Source organism: Streptomyces sp. NPDC002520 (genome assembly GCF_053595235.1).
In genome coordinates, this window is the sequence record NZ_JBSFXG010000009.1 from 99060 (window position 1) to 116221 (window position 17162).

Genomic DNA, 17162 nt, shown 5'->3' on the forward strand with positions numbered 1-17162 from the left:
GGCATGAACATCATGCTTTTCCACTCGGTCCACGGGCTGACACCCGCCGTGCGCGACGCCGCGGGGCGGTTGCGGGCCGCCGGTCACGAGGTGTGGACGCCGGATCTCTTCGAGGGGCACACCTTCGAGACCGTCGAGGAGGGCATGGAGTTCCAGGAGCGGATCGGCAAGGACGAGCTGCTGAAGCGGGCCGTGCTGGCCGCCGCACCCTACTCGGAGCGGGGACTGGTGTACGCGGGCTTCTCGCTGGGCGCCTCGATCGCGCAGACCCTGGCCCTCGGCGACGACAAGGCGCGCGGTCTGCTGCTTCTGCACGGCACGTCCGACATCGCGCCGAACGCGCGGGCGGACGACCTGCCGGTGCAACTGCACGTGGCGGAGCCGGACCCGTTCGAGACGGACGACTGGCTGAGCGCCTGGTACCTGCAGATGGGCCGGACCGGCGCGGACGTCGAGGTGTACCGCTACCCCGGTGCCGGTCACATCTACACCGACCCGGGGCTGCCGGACTACGACGAGGAGGCCGCCGAGGCCACCTGGCGGGTGGCGCTCGGCTTCCTCGACACTCTGAAGTGAGCGGTTACACCGGGTCGTACGTCCGCTCGACCTTCTGCGTACCGCTGCGGGTGCGGTACGAACGCACCCAGCTGGATGTCGCGCCGGCGTCCGTGCGGTCGGACAGGACGTAGTAGTCCATCTGCGCGCGGTCGCCCGTGATGTCCAGGACGCCGTAGCCGTGGCGGTCGGTGTCGACCCAGTGGACGTGCCGGTTGGCGGCCCGGATGACCGGCGAGGCGATCGCGGAGACGGTGCCCTCGGGGACCTTCACGATGTCGTCGAGGTTGTCGGAGGTGACCGAGGTGACCACGAACTCGGTGGCGGCCGGCGCCGACAGCGGGTAGGTGCCCGCGTCGTAGGGCACGTCGTTGGCCCACGCCATGTGGATGTCACCGGTCAGGAAGACGGTGTTGCCGATGGCGTTGGTGCGCAGGTGACTGAGCAGTTCGCGGCGGTCGTCGGTGTAGCCGTCCCACTGGTCGGTGTTGGTGGCGATGCCTTCCTGCGGCAGCCCGAGCAGCTTGGCGAGCGGTTTGAAGAGGTCGGCGGACAGGGAGCCGAAGGAGAACGGCGAGATCATCACCGAGTTGCCGACCAGCCGCCACTTGGTGTCGGAGGCCTTCAGACCGGCCTTCAGCCAGTCCAGCTGGGCGCGCCCGGTGAGCGTACGGTCCGGGTCGTCCACCGAGCCGCTGGCCGTGGCCGCCTGCTGGGAGCGGAAGGAGCGCAGGTCCAGCAGGGAGAGGTCGGCGAGCTTGCCGAAGCGCAGCCGGCGGTAGGTCGTGCCGGCGACCGCCGGGCGGACCGGCATCCACTCGAAGTAGGCCTGCTTGGCAGCGGCCTGACGGGCCGTCCAGGTGCCCTCGGCGCCCTCGGTGTGGTTGACCGCGCCGCCCGACCAGGCGTTGTCGGCGAACTCGTGGTCGTCCCAGATCGCGACGACCGGCGCCTTCTGGTGCAGCGTCTGGAGGTCCGGGTCGGTCTTGTACTTCGCGTGCCGGGTGCGGTAGTCGGCGAGGGTGAGGATCTCGTTGGCCGGCGCGTGCGGGCGCACGACCGTCCCGCGGGCCGCGTACTCGCCCGACTTGTACTCGTAGATGTAGTCGCCGAGGTGCAGCCAGGCGTCCAGGTCGCTCCGGGCGGCGAGGTGGCGGTAGGCCGAGAAGTAGCCCGCCTCCCAGTTGGCGCAGGAGACCACGCCGAAGCGCAGCCCGGCCACGGCCGCGTCCGCCGCCGGCGCGGTGCGGGTGCGCGCCACCGGGGAGTGGGTGCCGCCGGCCGAGAAGCGGAACCAGTAGTCGGTGGCCGGGGCCAGGCCGCGGACGTCGGCCTTCACCGTGTGGTCGGAGGCGGACCTGGCGACCGTGGAACCCCGGGCGACGACGTCGGTGAGTGCCTTGTCCTTGGCGATGATCCAGCTGACCTCGGTGTCCGGGCCGAGTCCGGAGCCGGGTATCGCCTCGGGGGTGGGGGTCACCCGGGTCCACAGCAGGACGCCGTCGGGCAGTGGGTCACCGGAGGCGACACCGTGCAGGAAGGCGGGGGCGCCCGTGGCGGCGCGGGCCGGGAGGGCGGCGGCGAGCGGGCCGGCCAGCACAGCGGTGGCCGCCGCGGCCTTGACGACCGTACGGCGGCTCGGGGTACGCGAGTCGAGGCCCTGGGCGGCCTCGGACGATCTGTATCGACTGGTCACGACCGATCAGGTTACTGATCGGTAAGCAAGAGAGCGGGCGAACTCCGAAAGTTCGCCCGCTCTTCACCGGGTGATCAGTTCCCGAGGGCTGGTCAGCCCTTGAGGGCCGCGTCCACCACGCGGTTGAAGTCGGCGACCGTCATGGGCGGGTTGCCCTGGCCGTCGGCGGCGAGCTTCTTGCCGTCCATGACGAAGCTCGGGGTGCCGGTCACGCCGTCCTTGTTGGTGTCGAAGGTCTTCGACATGGCCACGGCCCAGGCGTCGTAGGTGCCCTTCGTGACCGCGTCCTGGAACTTCTTGTTGTCCTTCAGCGCGGGCACGGTGTCGGCGACCTTGATCAGGTAGCTGTCGTCCTTGAACTTGTCGGTCTGCTCGTCCGGGTGCCACTTCGTCGAGTAGAGCGCGGTCTTGTACTCGAGGAACGCCTCGGGGCTGACGTTGAGCGCGGCGCCGAGGGCGCTCAGCGCGTTCTTGGAGCCCACGCCGTTGTCGTGGTTGTCGATGAAGGTGCCGCTGACGAACTCGATCTTGAACTTGCCGTCGTCGATGTCCTTCTTGACGGTCGAGCCGACGGTCTGCTCGAACTGGGCGCAGACCGGGCAGCGCGGGTCCTCGTAGACCTTGAGGGTCTTCTTGGCGGTGTCCTTGCCGACGACGACCGTGGTGCCCTTGTCGCCCGTGGTGTTGGCCGGGGTGACGACCTTGGCGTCCTTCAGGCCCTCCCAGTAGCTGGGCTTGTTGGCCTGGACGACGGCGTATCCGATGCCGCCCGCCGCGGCCAGGACGCCCACGACCGAGGCGGCCACGATGATCTGCCGCCTGGCCTTGGCGCGCTTGGCCTGCCGCTCGCGCTCCTCGCGCAGCCGCTCCCGGGCCGCCGTCTTCGCCGCCTGGCTGTTCCGCTTGCTCATATCGGTGATCTCCATGTGGGACGCGCACATGCCGTACGCGGGATACGTGAGGGGGGACTGCTCGTGCTCGGATGCCGTCGCTCACGCGAAGGCCGGTGCCGTCGCTCGGCCGAGGGCGCGGGCGAGGGCGGGCGAGCGAGGCGGTCCACGCCGTCCCAGGGAGTGCGCGAGGAGAAGTTTGCGGGCGGTGGCCCGGCGCGGGGCGGCCGGACGCGGCAGCCGGCGGGCCGGGGACAGTCGTACGGTCACGGCGGCCGCGGCCACCAGCAGCGGCCGGAACGTGGTCACGGCGACCGAGCGCAGCAGCTGGGTCAGGGCGCGCTCGCCCCGGCGCAGCCAGGCGGCGGCCAGCAGCCCGACCCCGACGTGCGCGGCGAGCAGCAGCCAGGGGGCGGCCGGGCTCGCGTGCGTGAGCAGCACACCTTCTACGGCTGGGCGGGAGCCGCCGGCGACCTGGGCGAGGGGCGTGCCCATGGCGCCGCCCTGGCACAGCACGTCCAGGCCGACCGCGTGCAGCGTGCCGGCGACCGGGCCGCCCGCCCGGCCGTAGCAGGTGTGCTGCCCCGTGGTGAACACCGTGTCCGCGGCCAGCTCCAGCGGGATCAGCGCAGCCGCGATCCGGCCGAAGCCGCGCTCGCGGCCGGCCAGCGCGTACGCGGCGACGAAGACCCCGGCGGCGACGGTGAGCACGGTCCCCATCGGCAGCGGGGTCCGGGACAGCAGCACGTGCGACGCGGTGCTGAGCGTCACGACGAAGGCCGTGAACAGCGCCGCGCGCACGGCTCTGAGCTGGGTCCCGGATATGTCCATAGCGAAAGGAGAGTCTGTCACGGACCGAGGTAAGGGACCCCTAAAGAGTGGCTTTGGGTCCGGGAAGGTTACAGCCCCGGAATCCGGCCGTTGCGGAACAGGTCGACGAAGATCTGGTGGTCGGCACGCGCGCGTGCGCCGTAGGAGTGCGCGAAGTCCACCAGCAGGGGTGCGAGGCCCTCCTCGTCGGCCGCGAGCGCCGCGTCGATGGCCCGCTCGGTGGAGAACGGCACCAGGGACTCGCCGGAGGTGTCGTCCGCCGCCGCGTGCATGGTCGCGGTGGCCCGGCCCAGGTCGGCGACGACGGCCGCGATCTCCTCCGGGTCGTCGATGTCGCCCCAGTCCAGGTCGACGGCGTACGGCGAGACCTCGGCGACCAGCTGGCCGGAGCCGTCCAGCTCGGTCCAGCCGAGCCACGGGTCGGCGTGCGCCTGCAGGGCACGCTGGGAGATCACCGTGCGGTGGCCCTCGTGCTGGAAGTAGCCGCTGATCGCCGGGTCGGTGATGTGCCGGGAGACGGCCGGGGTCTGGGCCTGCTTGATGTAGATCACGACATCGTTCTCCAGGGCGTCGCTGTGGCCCTCCAGAAGGATGTTGTACGACGGCAGCCCGGCCGAGCCGATGCCGATGCCGCGGCGGCCGACGACGTCCTTCACGCGGTACGAGTCCGGGCGGGCCAGCGAGGTGTCCGGCAGCGTCTCCAGGTAGGCGTCGAAGGCGGCCAGCACCTTGTAGCGGGTGGCCGCGTCCAGCTCGACGGAGCCGCCGCCCGAGGTGAAGCGGCGCTCGAAATCGCGGATCTCGGTCATCGAGTCCAGCAGCCCGAAGCGGGTCAGCGAGCGGGCGTCACGCAGCGCGTCCAGCAGCGGACCCTCCGCGGTGTCCAGAGTGAAGGGCGGCACCTCGTCGCTCTTGGCGCCGGTGGCCAGGGCGTGGATGCGCTCGCGGTAGGCGGCCGCGTAGATCGTCACCAGCTCGGCGATCTGCTCGTCGCTGAGCGCCTTCGCGTACCCGATGAGCGCGACGGAGGCCGCGAAGCGCTTGAGGTCCCAGGTGAACGGGCCGACGTAGGCCTCGTCGAAGTCGTTGACGTTGAAGACCAGGCGGCCGTTGGAGTCCATGTACGTGCCGAAGTTCTCGGCGTGCAGGTCGCCGTGGATCCACACGCGCGAGGTGCGGTCGTCCAGGTACGGGCCGCCCCGCTTCTCGGCGTCCAGGTCGTGGTAGAAGAGGCCAGCCGTGCCCCGGTAGAACGCGAAGGCCGAGGCCGCCATCTTCCGGAACTTCACCCGGAAGGCGGCCGGGTCGGCGGCCAGGAGCCGTCCGAAGGCGGTGTCGAAGACGGCGAGGATCTCCTCGCCGCGCTGCTCGTCGCTGAGCTGGGGGACCGACATCGCGGGGTGCCTCCTGGTGCAAGTGCCTGTACGACAGCGATTCTGTCGTCTTCAACGGGCGACGCCACGCGGGAGTGCCCGGTTCCCGCACGAAGCTACGTGTGGATCGGCCGCGTGTGTCAGTGCCGGGGCATAGACTTCCGAGCTGTCCCCCAGTCCGCCCGCAGCCGGTCGCAAGACCGTCGGCGCCTGCCCACCCGTCACCCGACCACCGCCCCTCAACGAGGCGCTTCGCGCCGCACCTGTTCAATCGGAGGCCGAAACCGTGTCCAAGCCGCCCTTCACGCACCTGCACGTCCACACCCAGTACTCGCTGCTGGACGGTGCCGCGCGGCTCAAGGACATGTTCAACGCCTGCAATGAGATGGGCATGACGCACATCGCCATGTCCGACCACGGCAACCTCCATGGGGCGTACGACTTCTTCCACTCCGCGAAGAAGGCCGGAGTCACCCCGATCATCGGGATCGAGGCGTATGTCGCCCCCGAGTCCCGGCGCAACAAGCGCAAGATCCAGTGGGGCCAGCCGCACCAGAAGCGGGACGACGTCTCCGGCTCCGGTGGTTACACCCACAAGACGATGTGGGCCGTGAACAGCACGGGCCTGCACAACCTCTTCCGGCTCTCCTCGGACGCGTACGCCGAGGGCTGGCTGCAGAAGTGGCCCCGGATGGACAAGGAGACCATCGCGCAGTGGTCCGAGGGGATCGTCGCCTCCACCGGCTGCCCCTCCGGCGAGCTGCAGACACGGCTTCGCCTCGGCCAGTTCGACGAGGCACTCAAGGCCGCCGCCGACTACCAGGACATCTTCGGCAAGGACCGCTACTTCCTGGAGCTGATGGACCACGGCATCGAGATCGAGCACCGGGTCCGCGACGGCCTCCTGGAGATCGGCAAGAAGCTCGGCATCCCCCCGCTGGTCACCAACGACTCGCACTACACCTACGCGCACGAGGCGGGCGCCCACGACGCCCTGCTGTGCATCCAGACCGGCAAGAACCTCTCCGACCCGGACCGATTCAAGTTCGACGGCACCGGCTACTACCTGAAGTCCACGGACGAGATGTACGCCATCGACTCCTCGGACGCCTGGCAGGAGGGCTGCGCCAACACGCTCCTGGTCGCCGAGATGGTCGACACCACCGGCATGTTCGAGGCCAAGAACCTCATGCCGAAGTTCGACATCCCCGACGGCTACACCGAGGTCACCTGGTTCAAGGAGGAGGTCCGCCGGGGCATGGACCGCCGTTTCCCCGGCGGTGTCCCGGACGACCGGCAGAAGCAGGTCGAGTACGAGATGGACGTCATCATCCAGATGGGGTTCCCGGGCTACTTCCTCGTGGTCGCCGACTTCATCATGTGGGCCAAGAACAACGGCATCGCGGTGGGCCCCGGCCGAGGCTCCGCGGCCGGCTCGATCGTCGCCTACGCCATGGGCATCACCGACCTCGACCCGATCCCGCACGGCCTGATCTTCGAGCGGTTCCTCAACCCCGAGCGCGTCTCCATGCCCGACGTCGACATCGACTTCGACGAGCGCAGGCGCGTCGAGGTGATCAGGTACGTGACCGAGAAGTACGGCGCCGACAAGGTCGCCATGATCGGCACCTACGGCAAGATCAAGGCAAAGAACGCGATCAAGGACTCCGCGCGCGTGCTGGGCTACCCGTACGCGATGGGCGACCGGCTCACCAAGGCCATGCCCGCCGACGTCCTCGGCAAGGGCATCGACCTCGACGGCATCACCAACCCCTCGCACCCGCGCTACAACGAGGCGGGCGAGATCCGGGGGATGTACGAGAACGAGCCGGACGTGAAGAAGGTCATCGACACCGCCAAGGGCGTCGAGGGCCTGGTCCGGCAGATGGGTGTGCACGCTGCCGGCGTGATCATGTCCAGCGAGACCATCACCGAGCACGTGCCCGTCTGGGTCCGGCACACCGACGGCGTGACCATCACCCAGTGGGACTACCCGAGCTGCGAGTCGCTCGGCCTGCTGAAGATGGACTTCCTCGGCCTGCGCAACCTGACGATCATGGACGACGCCGTCAAGATGGTGAAGTCCAACAAGGGCGTCGACATCGACCTGCTGGGCCTCCCGCTCGACGATCCGACGACCTTCGAACTGCTCCAGCGCGGCGACACCCTCGGCGTCTTCCAGTTCGACGGCGGCCCCATGCGCTCACTGCTGCGCCTGATGAAGCCCGACAACTTCGAAGACATCTCCGCCGTGTCGGCCCTGTACCGTCCGGGCCCGATGGGCATGGACTCGCACACGAACTACGCGCTGCGAAAGAACAAGCTCCAGGAGATCACCCCGATCCACAAGGAGCTGGAGAAGCCCCTCGAAGAGGTCCTGGCCGTCACCTACGGCCTGATCGTCTACCAGGAGCAGGTGCAGAAGGCCGCCCAGATCATCGCCGGCTACTCGCTCGGCGAGGCCGACATCCTCCGCCGCGTGATGGGTAAGAAGAAGCCCGAGGAACTGGCCAAGAACTTCGTCCTCTTCCAGGAGGGCGCGCGGAAGAAGGACTACAGCGACGAGGCCATCCAGGCCCTGTGGGACGTGCTGGTCCCGTTCGCCGGCTACGCGTTCAACAAGGCCCACTCGGCCGCGTACGGCCTGGTGTCGTACTGGACCGCGTACCTCAAGGCGAACTACCCCGCCGAGTACATGGCCGCCCTGCTGACCTCCGTCAAGGACGACAAGGACAAGTCGGCGATCTACCTCAACGAGTGCCGCCGCATGGGCATCAAGGTGCTCCCGCCGAACGTCAACGAGTCCGTGCACAACTTCGCCGCCCAGGGCGACGACGTGATCCTCTTCGGCCTGGAGGCCGTGCGCAACGTCGGCACCAACGTGGTGGAGTCGATCATCAAGAGCCGCAAGGCGAAGGGCAAGTACGCCTCCTTCCCCGACTATCTCGACAAGGTCGAGGCGGTCGCGTGCAACAAGCGCACCACGGAGTCGCTGATCAAGGCCGGCGCCTTCGACACCATGGGCCACACCCGCAAGGGGCTCACGGCCCAGTACGAGCCGATGATCGACAACGTGGTCGCGGTCAAGCGCAAGGAGGCCGAGGGACAGTTCGACCTCTTCGGCGGCATGGGCGAGGAGACCAGCAGCGAGCCCGGCTTCGGACTCGACGTGCAGTTCACCGACGAGGAGTGGGACAAGACCTACCTCCTCGCCCAGGAGCGGGAGATGCTCGGTCTGTACGTCTCCGACCACCCGCTCTTCGGCCTGGAGCACGTGCTGTCCGACAAGGCCGACGCGGGCATCGCCCAGCTCACCGGCGGCGAGCACGCCGACGGCGCGGTGGTCACCATCGGCGGCATCATCTCGGGCCTGCAGCGCAAGATGACCAAGCAGGGCAACGCCTGGGCGATCGCCACCGTCGAGGACCTCGCCGGCTCCATCGAGTGCATGTTCTTCCCGGCGACCTACCAGCTGGTGTCGACCCAACTCGTCGAGGACGCCGTCGTGTTCGTCAAGGGCCGCCTCGACAAGCGCGAGGACGTGCCCCGGCTCGTGGCCATGGAGCTGATGGTCCCGGACCTGTCCAACGCGGGCACCAACGCGCCGGTGATCCTCACCATCCCGGCCACCAGGGTCACTCCGCCCATGGTCAGCCGCCTCGGCGAGATCCTCAGCCACCACAAGGGCGACAGCGAGGTCCGCATCAAGCTGCAGGGCCCCCGCAAGACCACCGTGCTGCGTCTGGACCGGCACCGGGTCAAGCCCGACCCGGCGCTCTTCGGCGACTTGAAGGTGCTCCTCGGCCCGTCCTGCCTGGCGGGCTGAGCCGATGCGAACAGGAAGGGGCGCACCCCAGGTGGGTGCGCCCCTTCCTCGTGCCTGCGCTCAACTGCCCTTTAGTTGTGGCCGAAGCGCTGCTGCTTGCCCTTGCGCGCCATGTCGCCGGGCGTCGTCTGGGAGATCCGCTGCTCGGCCCCCGACTCGTGCGAGGACGAGGGGGTCTCCTGCTGGCCGCGCTCGGCCTGGGGCTGCTTACGATCCTGCTTCTTGTTCTTGGCCATGGTGATCTGCCTCCTGCGGGGGATCTAGGGGCCAGGGCCGAGACTAGATTCACATATGCTGAAATCGAGCGCATGTCGGACAATTACCGTGTGTGACAGGGTCGGTGGGCGCGCGGGAGCCGCAAACGCCACGCCGAAGATCGAGTTCGGGCCGTTAACCCCCGCGCCGTCGGGCAGACTCGAAGGAAGTCCGAAACAACCTCCCGGGAAGAGGGTGAGTCGAGTGGACCGCTGCATCGTCCTGGTGGACGCCGGGTACCTGTTGGGTGCCGCCGCGAGCCTCCTCGCCGGTGAGCCCTCACGGTCCCGGATCACCGTCGACCACGCCGCACTGATCCAGGCGCTGCGCGAATGCGCGGAATCGGACACCGAGCGCCCGCTGCTGCGCATCTACTGGTTCGACGGCGCCCCCGACCGGGTCCCCCAGCCGGAGCACCGCCGGCTGCGCGTGATGCCCCGGGTCACCGTCCGGCTGGGCGCCCTCACTCGCAGTGACGGACGCTGGGCGCAGAAGGGCGTGGACGCCGCCATGCACGCCGAGCTGACCGAGCTGGCCCGCAACCGCGCCTGCTCCGACGTCGTCCTGGTCACCGGCGACGGCGACCTGCTGCCCGGCATGATGGCCGCGAAGGAACACGGCGTCGCCGTCCACCTGTGGGCCGTACAGGCCGCCGACGGCGACTACAACCAGTCCGAGGACCTGGTCGCCGAGGCCGACGAGCGGCGCGTGCTGGACCGGGCCTGGATCACCAAGGCCGTCCGGGCCAAGGAGCTGAGCGGCGTCTGCGCGCCGCCGCCCGTGCCGCGCCCCGAGATCGCCGCGATCCTCTCCGCGCCGCTGCCCGACTCCGCGCTCGCCGGGACCGCCGAGCGGGCCCCCGAGGAGGGCGTGCACCCTCCGGCCGCCGCGACCACGCAGGACGGCACCCAGGAGCGGGTGCCCGCGCCCAAGGGCGTCCCCACTCCCAAGGACCTCGCCGGCCTGCGCGCACCCGGCACCGCGGCCGTGCAGAATCCGACGACCGCGACTCTCAGGTGGTCCTCCGACAAGGGCTGGGTCGACCGTCCGGGCGCGGTCCCCGAACCGCCCGAGATCGCCTCCATGCCGACGCTGGCCCAGCTCACCACCGCCGAGCAGCGGTGGGCCGACCGGGAGGAGGACATCACCACCGTCGGCGGCGACCCGTACGAGGTGGGGCAGGTCTTCGCCCGCCGGTGGATGTCCCGGCTCGGCGACCAGAGCCATCTGCAGCGGCTGTCCACGATGTACCCGCGCGTCCCGCACCGCATCGACGGCGAGCTGCTGCGGTACGCCGCGCGCTTCGGACTGCTCGCGCACAAGGACGACCAGATCGACGAGCACGACCGTTACGCCATCCGGGCGGGGTTCTGGCGGGAGATCGACGTGCCGGCCGCCGCGGAGAACGTCTCCGCAGGGGAGTGAGGTCCCGGGGGCGAGCCGGGGCGGGGGCCGCGGTGCGTTCGGCACCGCCGCGCCGTCGCGGCTGGTCGCCGTCGCGGCGGGACGCGGTCCCGGGCCGTTTCCGGGCTGTGCGGTGGGGAGCCCGCGGAGGCGGGCGGGGGAGTAGTGCCCCCAAAGGCGAGTAAAGGGGCCGGACCCCGTAGTCTCGTCCCTTGTGAGTACGCGCGCGGGACAGGCACTTCGGCATAACGAGGTCGTACGCGTGCGCGAGCTCAAAAAGACGTATCCGGCCGTGAAGGGGCGGCGCGGGGCACCGGACGCACCCGAGGTGCGGGCCACCGACGGGGTCGGCCTGGAGGTGCGGCGCGGGGAGGTCTTCGGACTGCTCGGGCCGAACGGCGCCGGCAAGTCCACCCTCGTACGGCAGCTCACCGGCCTGATGCGGCCGGACGGCGGCAGCGTCGAGATCCTCGGGCACGACATCGTCCGGCACCCCGAGAGGGCCGCGCGGATCCTCGCCTACCTGGGGCAGGAGTCCTCGGCCCTGGACGAGCTCACCGTCTCCCTCGCCGTCGAGACCACCGGACGGCTGCGCGGCCTCGACGCACACCGGGCACGGGCCGAGCGGGACGCCGTCATGGACGAGCTGGGGCTCACGCCCCTCGCCGGGCGGGCACTGAAGAAGCTGTCCGGTGGACAGCGGCGGCTCGCCTGCTTCGCCGCCGCGCTCGTCGGCCAGCGGCCGCTGCTCGTCCTCGACGAGCCGACCACCGGCATGGACCCGCTGGCCCGGCGCGCCGTCTGGGCGGCCGTGGACCGGCGGCGGGCCGAGCGCGGTACGACCGTGCTGCTGGTCACCCACAACGTCATCGAGGCCGAGACCGTCCTCGACCGGGTCGCCGTCCTCGACCAGGGCCGGGTCATCGCCTGCGACACCCCCGCCGGACTCAAGGAGCAGGTCTCCGGCGAGGTGCGGGTGGAGCTGGTGTGGCGGGAGCGGGCGCCGCTGGAGGTGCCCGAGGTCGCCGGCTTGCGCGAGCGGGCCGTGGAGTCCGGCCGGCGCTGGACGCTGCGGCTCGCGCCGGAGGAGGCCCGGGCCGCCGTCGCCACGGTGACCGGCGGGGCCGCCTTCGCCGCCCTGGACGACTTCACCCTCGCCACGCCCAGCCTCGAGGACGTGTACCTGGCACTGGGCGGCGCGGCACGGCAGGGGCTGGTGAAGGCATGAGCGGGCGGCGCACCGGATGCGCAGGGTCCCCGTGGGGGTCCCATGAACGGCCCCTGGAGGGCGGCGGGACGCACGCCGTCGGGAAGAGGAGCAGCTCGTCGTGAGTGTCGTACCCGCGGAGGTTCTGCCGAGCGGTACCCGCACGGTGTCGCAGACGCCCCCGGGCGCCGCCGAGCTGGGGCCGCCCGCGCGGCTGTGGCCGTCGCTCGTGGCCGTCTACCGCGCCCAGCTGTCCCGGGCCCGGGTGGCGCGCATCCCGCTGCTCTTCGTGGCCACCTTCCAGTCCGTCGGCATCACCGTGATGATGCGCGGCGTCGTCGACAGCGGCGGCGAGGCGCGGTCCGTGGTGGCGGGCTCCTCGGTGCTGGTCGTCGCGTACGTGGCCCTGAACCTGCTGTCCCAGTACTTCGGTCAGCTGCGGGCCAGCGGAGGACTCGACCACTACGCCACCCTGCCGGTGCCGCCGGCGGCGGTCGTGCTCGGCGCGGCGGCGGCGTACGCCTCCTTCACGGTGCCGGGGACCTTGGTGACCGCGGTCTTCGGGTGCGTGCTGTTCGGGCTGCCGCTGTCCAACCTGTGGGTCCTGCTGGCCGTGATCCCGCTCGCCGGTGCGGCGCTCTCCGGGCTCGGCGCCGCCTTCGGGCTGCTCGCGCCGCGCCCCGAACTGGCCACACTGCTCGGCCAGCTGGGCATGTCGGCCGCGCTGCTGCTCGGCGTGCTGCCGGCCGACCGGATGCCGGGAATCGTCCGGCTGGCACGGGATCTGCTGCCCTCGACCTACGGCGTGGAGGCGTACGCCCGCACCTTCGCGGCGCATCCCGACTGGGCCGCCGTCCTCGCTGACCTGGGGGTGTGCGCGGGCGTCGGGGTGATCTCGCTGGCCGTGGCGACCAGGGCGTACCGCAGGGCCGCTGTCCGGTGACGCGGCGCGGGACGCGACCTGGCACGATGTCAGGGTGACCGCACCGCTGACTCCGCCTCCCCCGCCGCACGACGACTCCGCGCACCAGATCTGGCAGGGACCGCCTGCCGGGGCGCCGGTCGCGGGGATGTACGAACAGGACGGCCCCGGTATGAAGACCGAAGTGCGGGAAGCCGCCGTGATCGCGGTGGCCGTGGCTCTGGGCGGAGTGCTGTTCGGGCTGCTGTGGTGGTGGCTGGCGCCGCACGTTCCGCTGGTGGGTGACGAGGTCGGCCGCAGCTGGGTGGTGTACCTCAAGGACTCCGAGGGCGAGCAGGCGGCGGGCGTGGACGGAACGTTCACTCTGCTGGGGCTGGCCTTCGGCGTGGTGAGCGCACTGATCGTCTTCCTGGTGCGGCGGCAGGGTGGTGCGCCGCTGGTGGTGGCGCTCGGAGCAGGCGGCCTGCTCGGGTCGGTGCTGGCCTGGCGGATGGGCGTGTGGCTCGGACCCGGCTCCGACGTGATCGCTCACGCGAGGGCGGTGGGGAAGGGGGTCATCTTCTCGGCGCCGCTGAAGCTGGGTGCGAAGGGCGCGCTGCTGGCCTGGCCGTTCGCCGCGGTGCTGGTGCATCTGGGGCTCACCGCGCTGTTCGGACCTCGGGACCCCGAGCTGTTGTAGCGGGGAACCGCGCGGCTTGTCGTGGCCGGGCCTGCGCGCCGGAGTCGGTCCAGGGGCCGTGCCCCCGGACCCGTGTGCCCGGATTCGTGCCCGGACCCGTGTGCCCGAGACGCTGTGTGCCGCAGGCGCTGTACGTCCTGGGCGCGGAGCCTTCAGTTCCGTCCGATCGGTGCCAGCACGGCGCCGGTCAGCTTCGCCAGATCCCCCGGGGACAGTTCGACCTCCAGCCCCCTGCGGCCCGCCGAGACACAGATCGTCGGGTGGGCGTCGGCCGACGCGTCGACGACCGTGGGGAGCTTCTTGCGCTGGCCCAGGGGGGAGATGCCGCCCCGGACATAGCCGGTGGTGCGCTCGGCGAGCGCGGGGTCGGCCATCGCGGCCCGCTTGCCGCCCACGGCCGAGGCGAGGGCCTTGAGGTCGAGGGTGCCGGAGACGGGCACGACCGCCACGGTCAGGGCGCCGTCCACGTCGGCGACCAGGGTCTTGAAGACGCGGTCGGGGGAGACGCCCATGGCCTCCGCGGCCTCCTCGCCGTAGGAGGGGTGGGAGGGGTCGTGGTCGTAGGCGTGCACGGTGAAGGTCACGCCCGCCGCCGTGAGAGCCACGGTCGCGGGCGTGCCTCCGGCCTGCTGCTTCTTGGTCTTCTTCGCCATCTGGGGTGTCGGCCTCGGTTCGCTCAGTTGAGACTGGTCGGCGTCCGCGTCAGCTCGAACGCGGGCAACGACGGCAGGCTACGGATGATCGACGTCTCCGAGCGAAGGAGTTTCAGCTCGTCGCGCAGGCGGGAGGCGGTGTCCGGCGCCTGCAGGAGCCGCTGCTTCGTCGGGGTGTCCAGGACCATGGCCGCGGCCACCAGGTAGGAGACCACGCCGGGGTCGTCCGGCAGGTCGGCACCCGTGGACAGGGAGCGCTCGCGGGCGCCCGCCAGACGCTTCTGGTACTGGCGGAAGGAGCGCAGGACGCCCTCGGCGAGCGCGCCCGCCTCGTCACCCGGATCCTCCTCCAGCACCTCCAGCTCCGCCGTCAGGAACGGACCGGACGCGTCCACGGACACCAGCCGCACCCGGGTCGTCCCGGTCGCCAGCACCTCGAACGTGCCGTCGGCGCGCTCCCGGATCGTCGCCGCGTCCGCCACGCAGCCCACCCCGTGGAAGGCCTTGAGCGGATCGGTTCCGAAGCCCGCGGCCGGGCCCCGCTCGGGCTGGGCCGTCGGGTCCGGCATGCCCGGGGCGCTCGGCGCCACCTCGTAACCGTCGCGGATCGCGACGACGGCGAACCGGCGCGGTTCGTCCTCGGGGGTCTTCAGAAGTTCGCGCATCATGGCGCGATAGCGCTCCTCGAAGACGTTCAGAGGGAGGACGAGTCCCGGGAACAGCGCCGAGTTCAGCGGGAAGAGGGGGAGACGGACGGTGGTCACGGCGCCCCAGCCTAATGGTCGAAGACGTGACCGTGTCCGCGGTGCCCGCCCGAGGACCCCGGCGATGTCGGTGACAGCCCGGCCGCAGCGGTGCGCACGGCACCCGTTCCACGCTCTGTCAGCCAACAGCCGCCGCGGGCGCCCCCGCGCCTGCGGCAGCCGCGTCGGCCCTTCGGGTAGGCGGCCCTCGCTCACCCTTGCCGGAGTAGTCGCGTCGCCCTTCGGGCGACCGTCTCCGCCCGCCCCGGCCGCAACAGCCGTGTTGGTCCTTCGGGCAGCCGCCCTCCGCTCACCCCGGCCGCAGCAGCCGCGTCGGCCTTCGGACGACCGTCTCCGCTCGCCCCGGCCTTTGGACGGCCGTCTCCGCTCATCCCGGCCGCGAGCAGTCGTGTCGGTCCTTCGGGCAGCTGCCCTCGCTCGCCCCTGCCTCAGTAGCCGTGTCGGCCCTCGCTCACCCTCGCCGCAGCAGTCTCGTGGCCCCCGCCGCGATCGTCGTCGCCAGGATCCAGCCCAGCAGGATCATCGCCGCGGCCAGCCACAGCCAGCCGCCGCGCAGTTGCCACTGGCCGACCTGGCCCAGGTCGATCACCGGCAGCAGCAGGTCCAGCGTGAACAGGGCGGGGCTCCAGGTCGGGTGGCCGCCCGGGTTCACCGGTGGGTGGCCGGCGTGCGCGAAGGCCAGGGTGCCCGCCGCCCACAGCACCGCCATCCACACCGCGGCCCGGCCCGGCCGGTAGCCGTAGGCCACCGTCCAGTCCTGCGCGTACCCCCAGAGTTTGGCGGCCAGCGGCAGCGTCTCGCGGCGCCGGCGCTGCTTGGCGAGCAGCACCTCGCGCGCGTCCTCGTCCTCGCCGGCCGCGCGCAGCACCGCCGCCAGCCGCTCGTACGGCTCCGGGTTGTACTCGGCGGTGGCCGCCGCCACCCAGTCCAGCCGCCGGGTCAGCGGGAACGGGCCCTGCGGCACCAGGTTCTCGTACGCGAAACCGCCCATGTGCAGGTTGCCTGTTTCCGGCCAACTGCCCGCGTGGTCCACGAGGTTGACGACCCGGGCGCCGGACAGCACGACCTTGCCGCGCGGCGGCCTGTCCCCGAGGAAGCGCAGCTCCGGTGCCTGGACGCGGCGAAGGGACAGCTCCTGGTCGTCACTGAGGGCGAACCGGGCCCGCTCCATGTCGACGGCGTCCCCGAACCGCCCGTCGTCCAGCCGCAGTCCGCCCCGGCACTCGAACCGCTGGATCCGCGTCCCGCGCGCGGGCGTGGTCCCGCTCAGCATGGGGCTGCCCACACCGGCCGGGGTCAGGTACAGGGTGCGCTCCACGGTCAGCTGGGGGGCGTTCAGCGCGAGCCGGGCGTAGGGGTTGGACAGTCGGGCGCCGCGCAGGCTCAGCGATACCCCGACCTTGGCGCTGCGCAGGCTCAGCTCGCCGTGCGACTCCAGCAGCTCCGCCTGGAGGTCCTGGCCGACGGTCATGCCGTCCGCGGCGATCGAGCGGCCGCTGCGGTCCCGGTACACGACCGCCTGGTTGAGCAGCAGATCCGTGCCGATGTGCGCGTCGGTGAGCCGTACCCCGTTCTGGAAGCGGCAGCGCGGCAGATGCAGGTCGCCCTCGGTGTGCACCCGGGCCGCCTCCAGGCGCGGCACCGCGCAGTCCACCAGGCGCAGGGTCGTGAAGCGGGCCTCCGGCAGCAGGACCTCGTCGTCGAAGCGGCAGCCGCGCAGCTCCACGTACGGGGTGACCGTGCCGCCCGCCAGGTCCAGCGCGCCGGTGATCCGCACGCCGATCAGCTTCAGGGAGGGCACCCGGCCCGCGAGCGCAGGCGGGCCGTCCAGCAGCAGCCAGCAGACGATGCGCGCCCGCACGCTCCGCTCGGGCCCCCAGGGATGCCCGCCGTGCGGATCGTCCACGACCGCGTCCCCGGTGCTCAGGTCGTACACGCTGCCGTCGCGGAAGGCCTGCCACATGCCCGCCTCGGCCGCGGTCAGGTCCTCCGGCAGGTCCCCGGCGTGCAGGCCGGTCCCCTCGGTCACCCCGGTTCCCTCTTTCTCGACTACTCGCGGGTCACACCTCTCGTACAGGCCGTTGATGCCCGCTGAGTGACACCCGCA

Annotated in this window: 14 protein-coding genes; 6 read left to right on the forward strand and 8 right to left on the reverse strand. The window is 71.2% G+C overall.

Going from position 1 to position 17162, the window contains the following annotated elements:
- Positions 1 to 3 precede the first annotated feature (3 nt).
- Positions 4 to 576, forward strand: coding sequence for a dienelactone hydrolase family protein (locus tag ACWD5D_RS15450; protein ID WP_451373189.1), 573 nt, complete (start codon positions 4 to 6; stop codon positions 574 to 576).
- 4 nt (positions 577 to 580) lie between these two features.
- Here ACWD5D_RS15450 and ACWD5D_RS15455 read toward each other — a convergent pair whose 3' ends face one another.
- The 4 genes from ACWD5D_RS15455 to ACWD5D_RS15470 form a co-directional block, all read right to left on the reverse strand.
- A complete protein-coding gene (locus ACWD5D_RS15455; RefSeq protein WP_451373190.1) occupies positions 581 to 2251 on the reverse strand; it encodes an alkaline phosphatase D family protein in 1671 nt (556 codons plus the stop codon).
- Positions 2252 to 2343: 92 nt separating this feature from the next.
- A complete protein-coding gene (locus ACWD5D_RS15460) occupies positions 2344 to 3162 on the reverse strand; it encodes a thioredoxin domain-containing protein (protein WP_451373191.1) in 819 nt (272 codons plus the stop codon).
- Between the two features lie 81 nt (positions 3163 to 3243).
- Positions 3244 to 3972, reverse strand: a complete 729-nt coding sequence (locus tag ACWD5D_RS15465; RefSeq protein ID WP_451373192.1) for a hypothetical protein — start codon at positions 3970 to 3972, stop codon at positions 3244 to 3246.
- A gap of 68 nt (positions 3973 to 4040) precedes the next feature.
- A complete protein-coding gene (locus tag ACWD5D_RS15470) occupies positions 4041 to 5366 on the reverse strand; it encodes a DUF2252 domain-containing protein (protein WP_451373193.1) in 1326 nt (441 codons plus the stop codon).
- Positions 5367 to 5631: 265 nt separating this feature from the next.
- Between ACWD5D_RS15470 and dnaE the strand changes: the two genes are divergently transcribed.
- A complete protein-coding gene (gene dnaE / locus ACWD5D_RS15475) occupies positions 5632 to 9171 on the forward strand; it encodes a DNA polymerase III subunit alpha (protein WP_451373194.1) in 3540 nt (1179 codons plus the stop codon).
- 71 nt (positions 9172 to 9242) lie between these two features.
- On the opposite strand, the gene ACWD5D_RS15480 is transcribed toward dnaE, so the two are convergent.
- Positions 9243 to 9407, reverse strand: a complete 165-nt coding sequence (locus ACWD5D_RS15480) for a hypothetical protein (RefSeq protein ID WP_451373195.1) — start codon at positions 9405 to 9407, stop codon at positions 9243 to 9245.
- Between the two features lie 223 nt (positions 9408 to 9630).
- On the opposite strand from ACWD5D_RS15480, the gene ACWD5D_RS15485 reads away from it, so the two are divergent.
- From ACWD5D_RS15485 to ACWD5D_RS15500, 4 genes are all read left to right on the forward strand, one after another.
- Complete coding sequence (locus ACWD5D_RS15485) at positions 9631 to 10851, forward strand: NYN domain-containing protein (RefSeq protein ID WP_451373196.1); 1221 nt, start codon at positions 9631 to 9633, stop codon at positions 10849 to 10851.
- A 193-nt stretch (positions 10852 to 11044) separates the two neighbouring features.
- Positions 11045 to 12058, forward strand: a complete 1014-nt coding sequence (locus ACWD5D_RS15490) for an ABC transporter ATP-binding protein (protein ID WP_451373197.1) — start codon at positions 11045 to 11047, stop codon at positions 12056 to 12058.
- Positions 12059 to 12158: 100 nt separating this feature from the next.
- Positions 12159 to 12980, forward strand: coding sequence for an ABC transporter permease (locus ACWD5D_RS15495; RefSeq protein ID WP_451373198.1), 822 nt, complete (start codon positions 12159 to 12161; stop codon positions 12978 to 12980).
- Between the two features lie 34 nt (positions 12981 to 13014).
- On the forward strand, positions 13015 to 13638 hold the full coding sequence (locus ACWD5D_RS15500; RefSeq protein WP_451373199.1) for an AAA family ATPase: 624 nt from the start codon (positions 13015 to 13017) through the stop codon (positions 13636 to 13638).
- A gap of 152 nt (positions 13639 to 13790) precedes the next feature.
- On the opposite strand, the gene ybaK is transcribed toward ACWD5D_RS15500, so the two are convergent.
- From ybaK to ACWD5D_RS15515, 3 genes are all read right to left on the reverse strand, one after another.
- Complete coding sequence (gene ybaK / locus ACWD5D_RS15505; RefSeq protein ID WP_451373200.1) at positions 13791 to 14291, reverse strand: Cys-tRNA(Pro) deacylase; 501 nt, start codon at positions 14289 to 14291, stop codon at positions 13791 to 13793.
- Between the two features lie 23 nt (positions 14292 to 14314).
- Positions 14315 to 15055, reverse strand: a complete 741-nt coding sequence (locus tag ACWD5D_RS15510; RefSeq protein ID WP_451373201.1) for an LON peptidase substrate-binding domain-containing protein — start codon at positions 15053 to 15055, stop codon at positions 14315 to 14317.
- 451 nt (positions 15056 to 15506) lie between these two features.
- The gene (locus tag ACWD5D_RS15515; protein WP_451373202.1) at positions 15507 to 17084 is read right to left on the reverse strand and encodes an oxidoreductase; all 1578 of its coding nucleotides are present in this window, start codon (positions 17082 to 17084) and stop codon (positions 15507 to 15509) included.
- Positions 17085 to 17162 lie beyond the last annotated feature (78 nt).

Bases quoted from the DNA above. Each gene is read 5' to 3' on its own strand.
- ybaK (WP_451373200.1), bottom strand. From the start codon at position 14,291: ATGGCGAAGAAGACCAAGAAGCAGCAGGCCGGAGGCACGCCCGCGACC.
- ACWD5D_RS15460 (WP_451373191.1), bottom strand. From the start codon at position 3,162: ATGAGCAAGCGGAACAGCCAGGCGGCGAAGACGGCGGCCCGGGAGCGG.
- ACWD5D_RS15450 (WP_451373189.1), top strand. From the start codon at position 4: ATGAACATCATGCTTTTCCACTCGGTCCACGGGCTGACACCCGCCGTG.
- ACWD5D_RS15465 (WP_451373192.1), bottom strand. From the start codon at position 3,972: ATGGACATATCCGGGACCCAGCTCAGAGCCGTGCGCGCGGCGCTGTTC.
- ACWD5D_RS15470 (WP_451373193.1), bottom strand. From the start codon at position 5,366: ATGTCGGTCCCCCAGCTCAGCGACGAGCAGCGCGGCGAGGAGATCCTC.
- ACWD5D_RS15480 (WP_451373195.1), bottom strand. From the start codon at position 9,407: ATGGCCAAGAACAAGAAGCAGGATCGTAAGCAGCCCCAGGCCGAGCGC.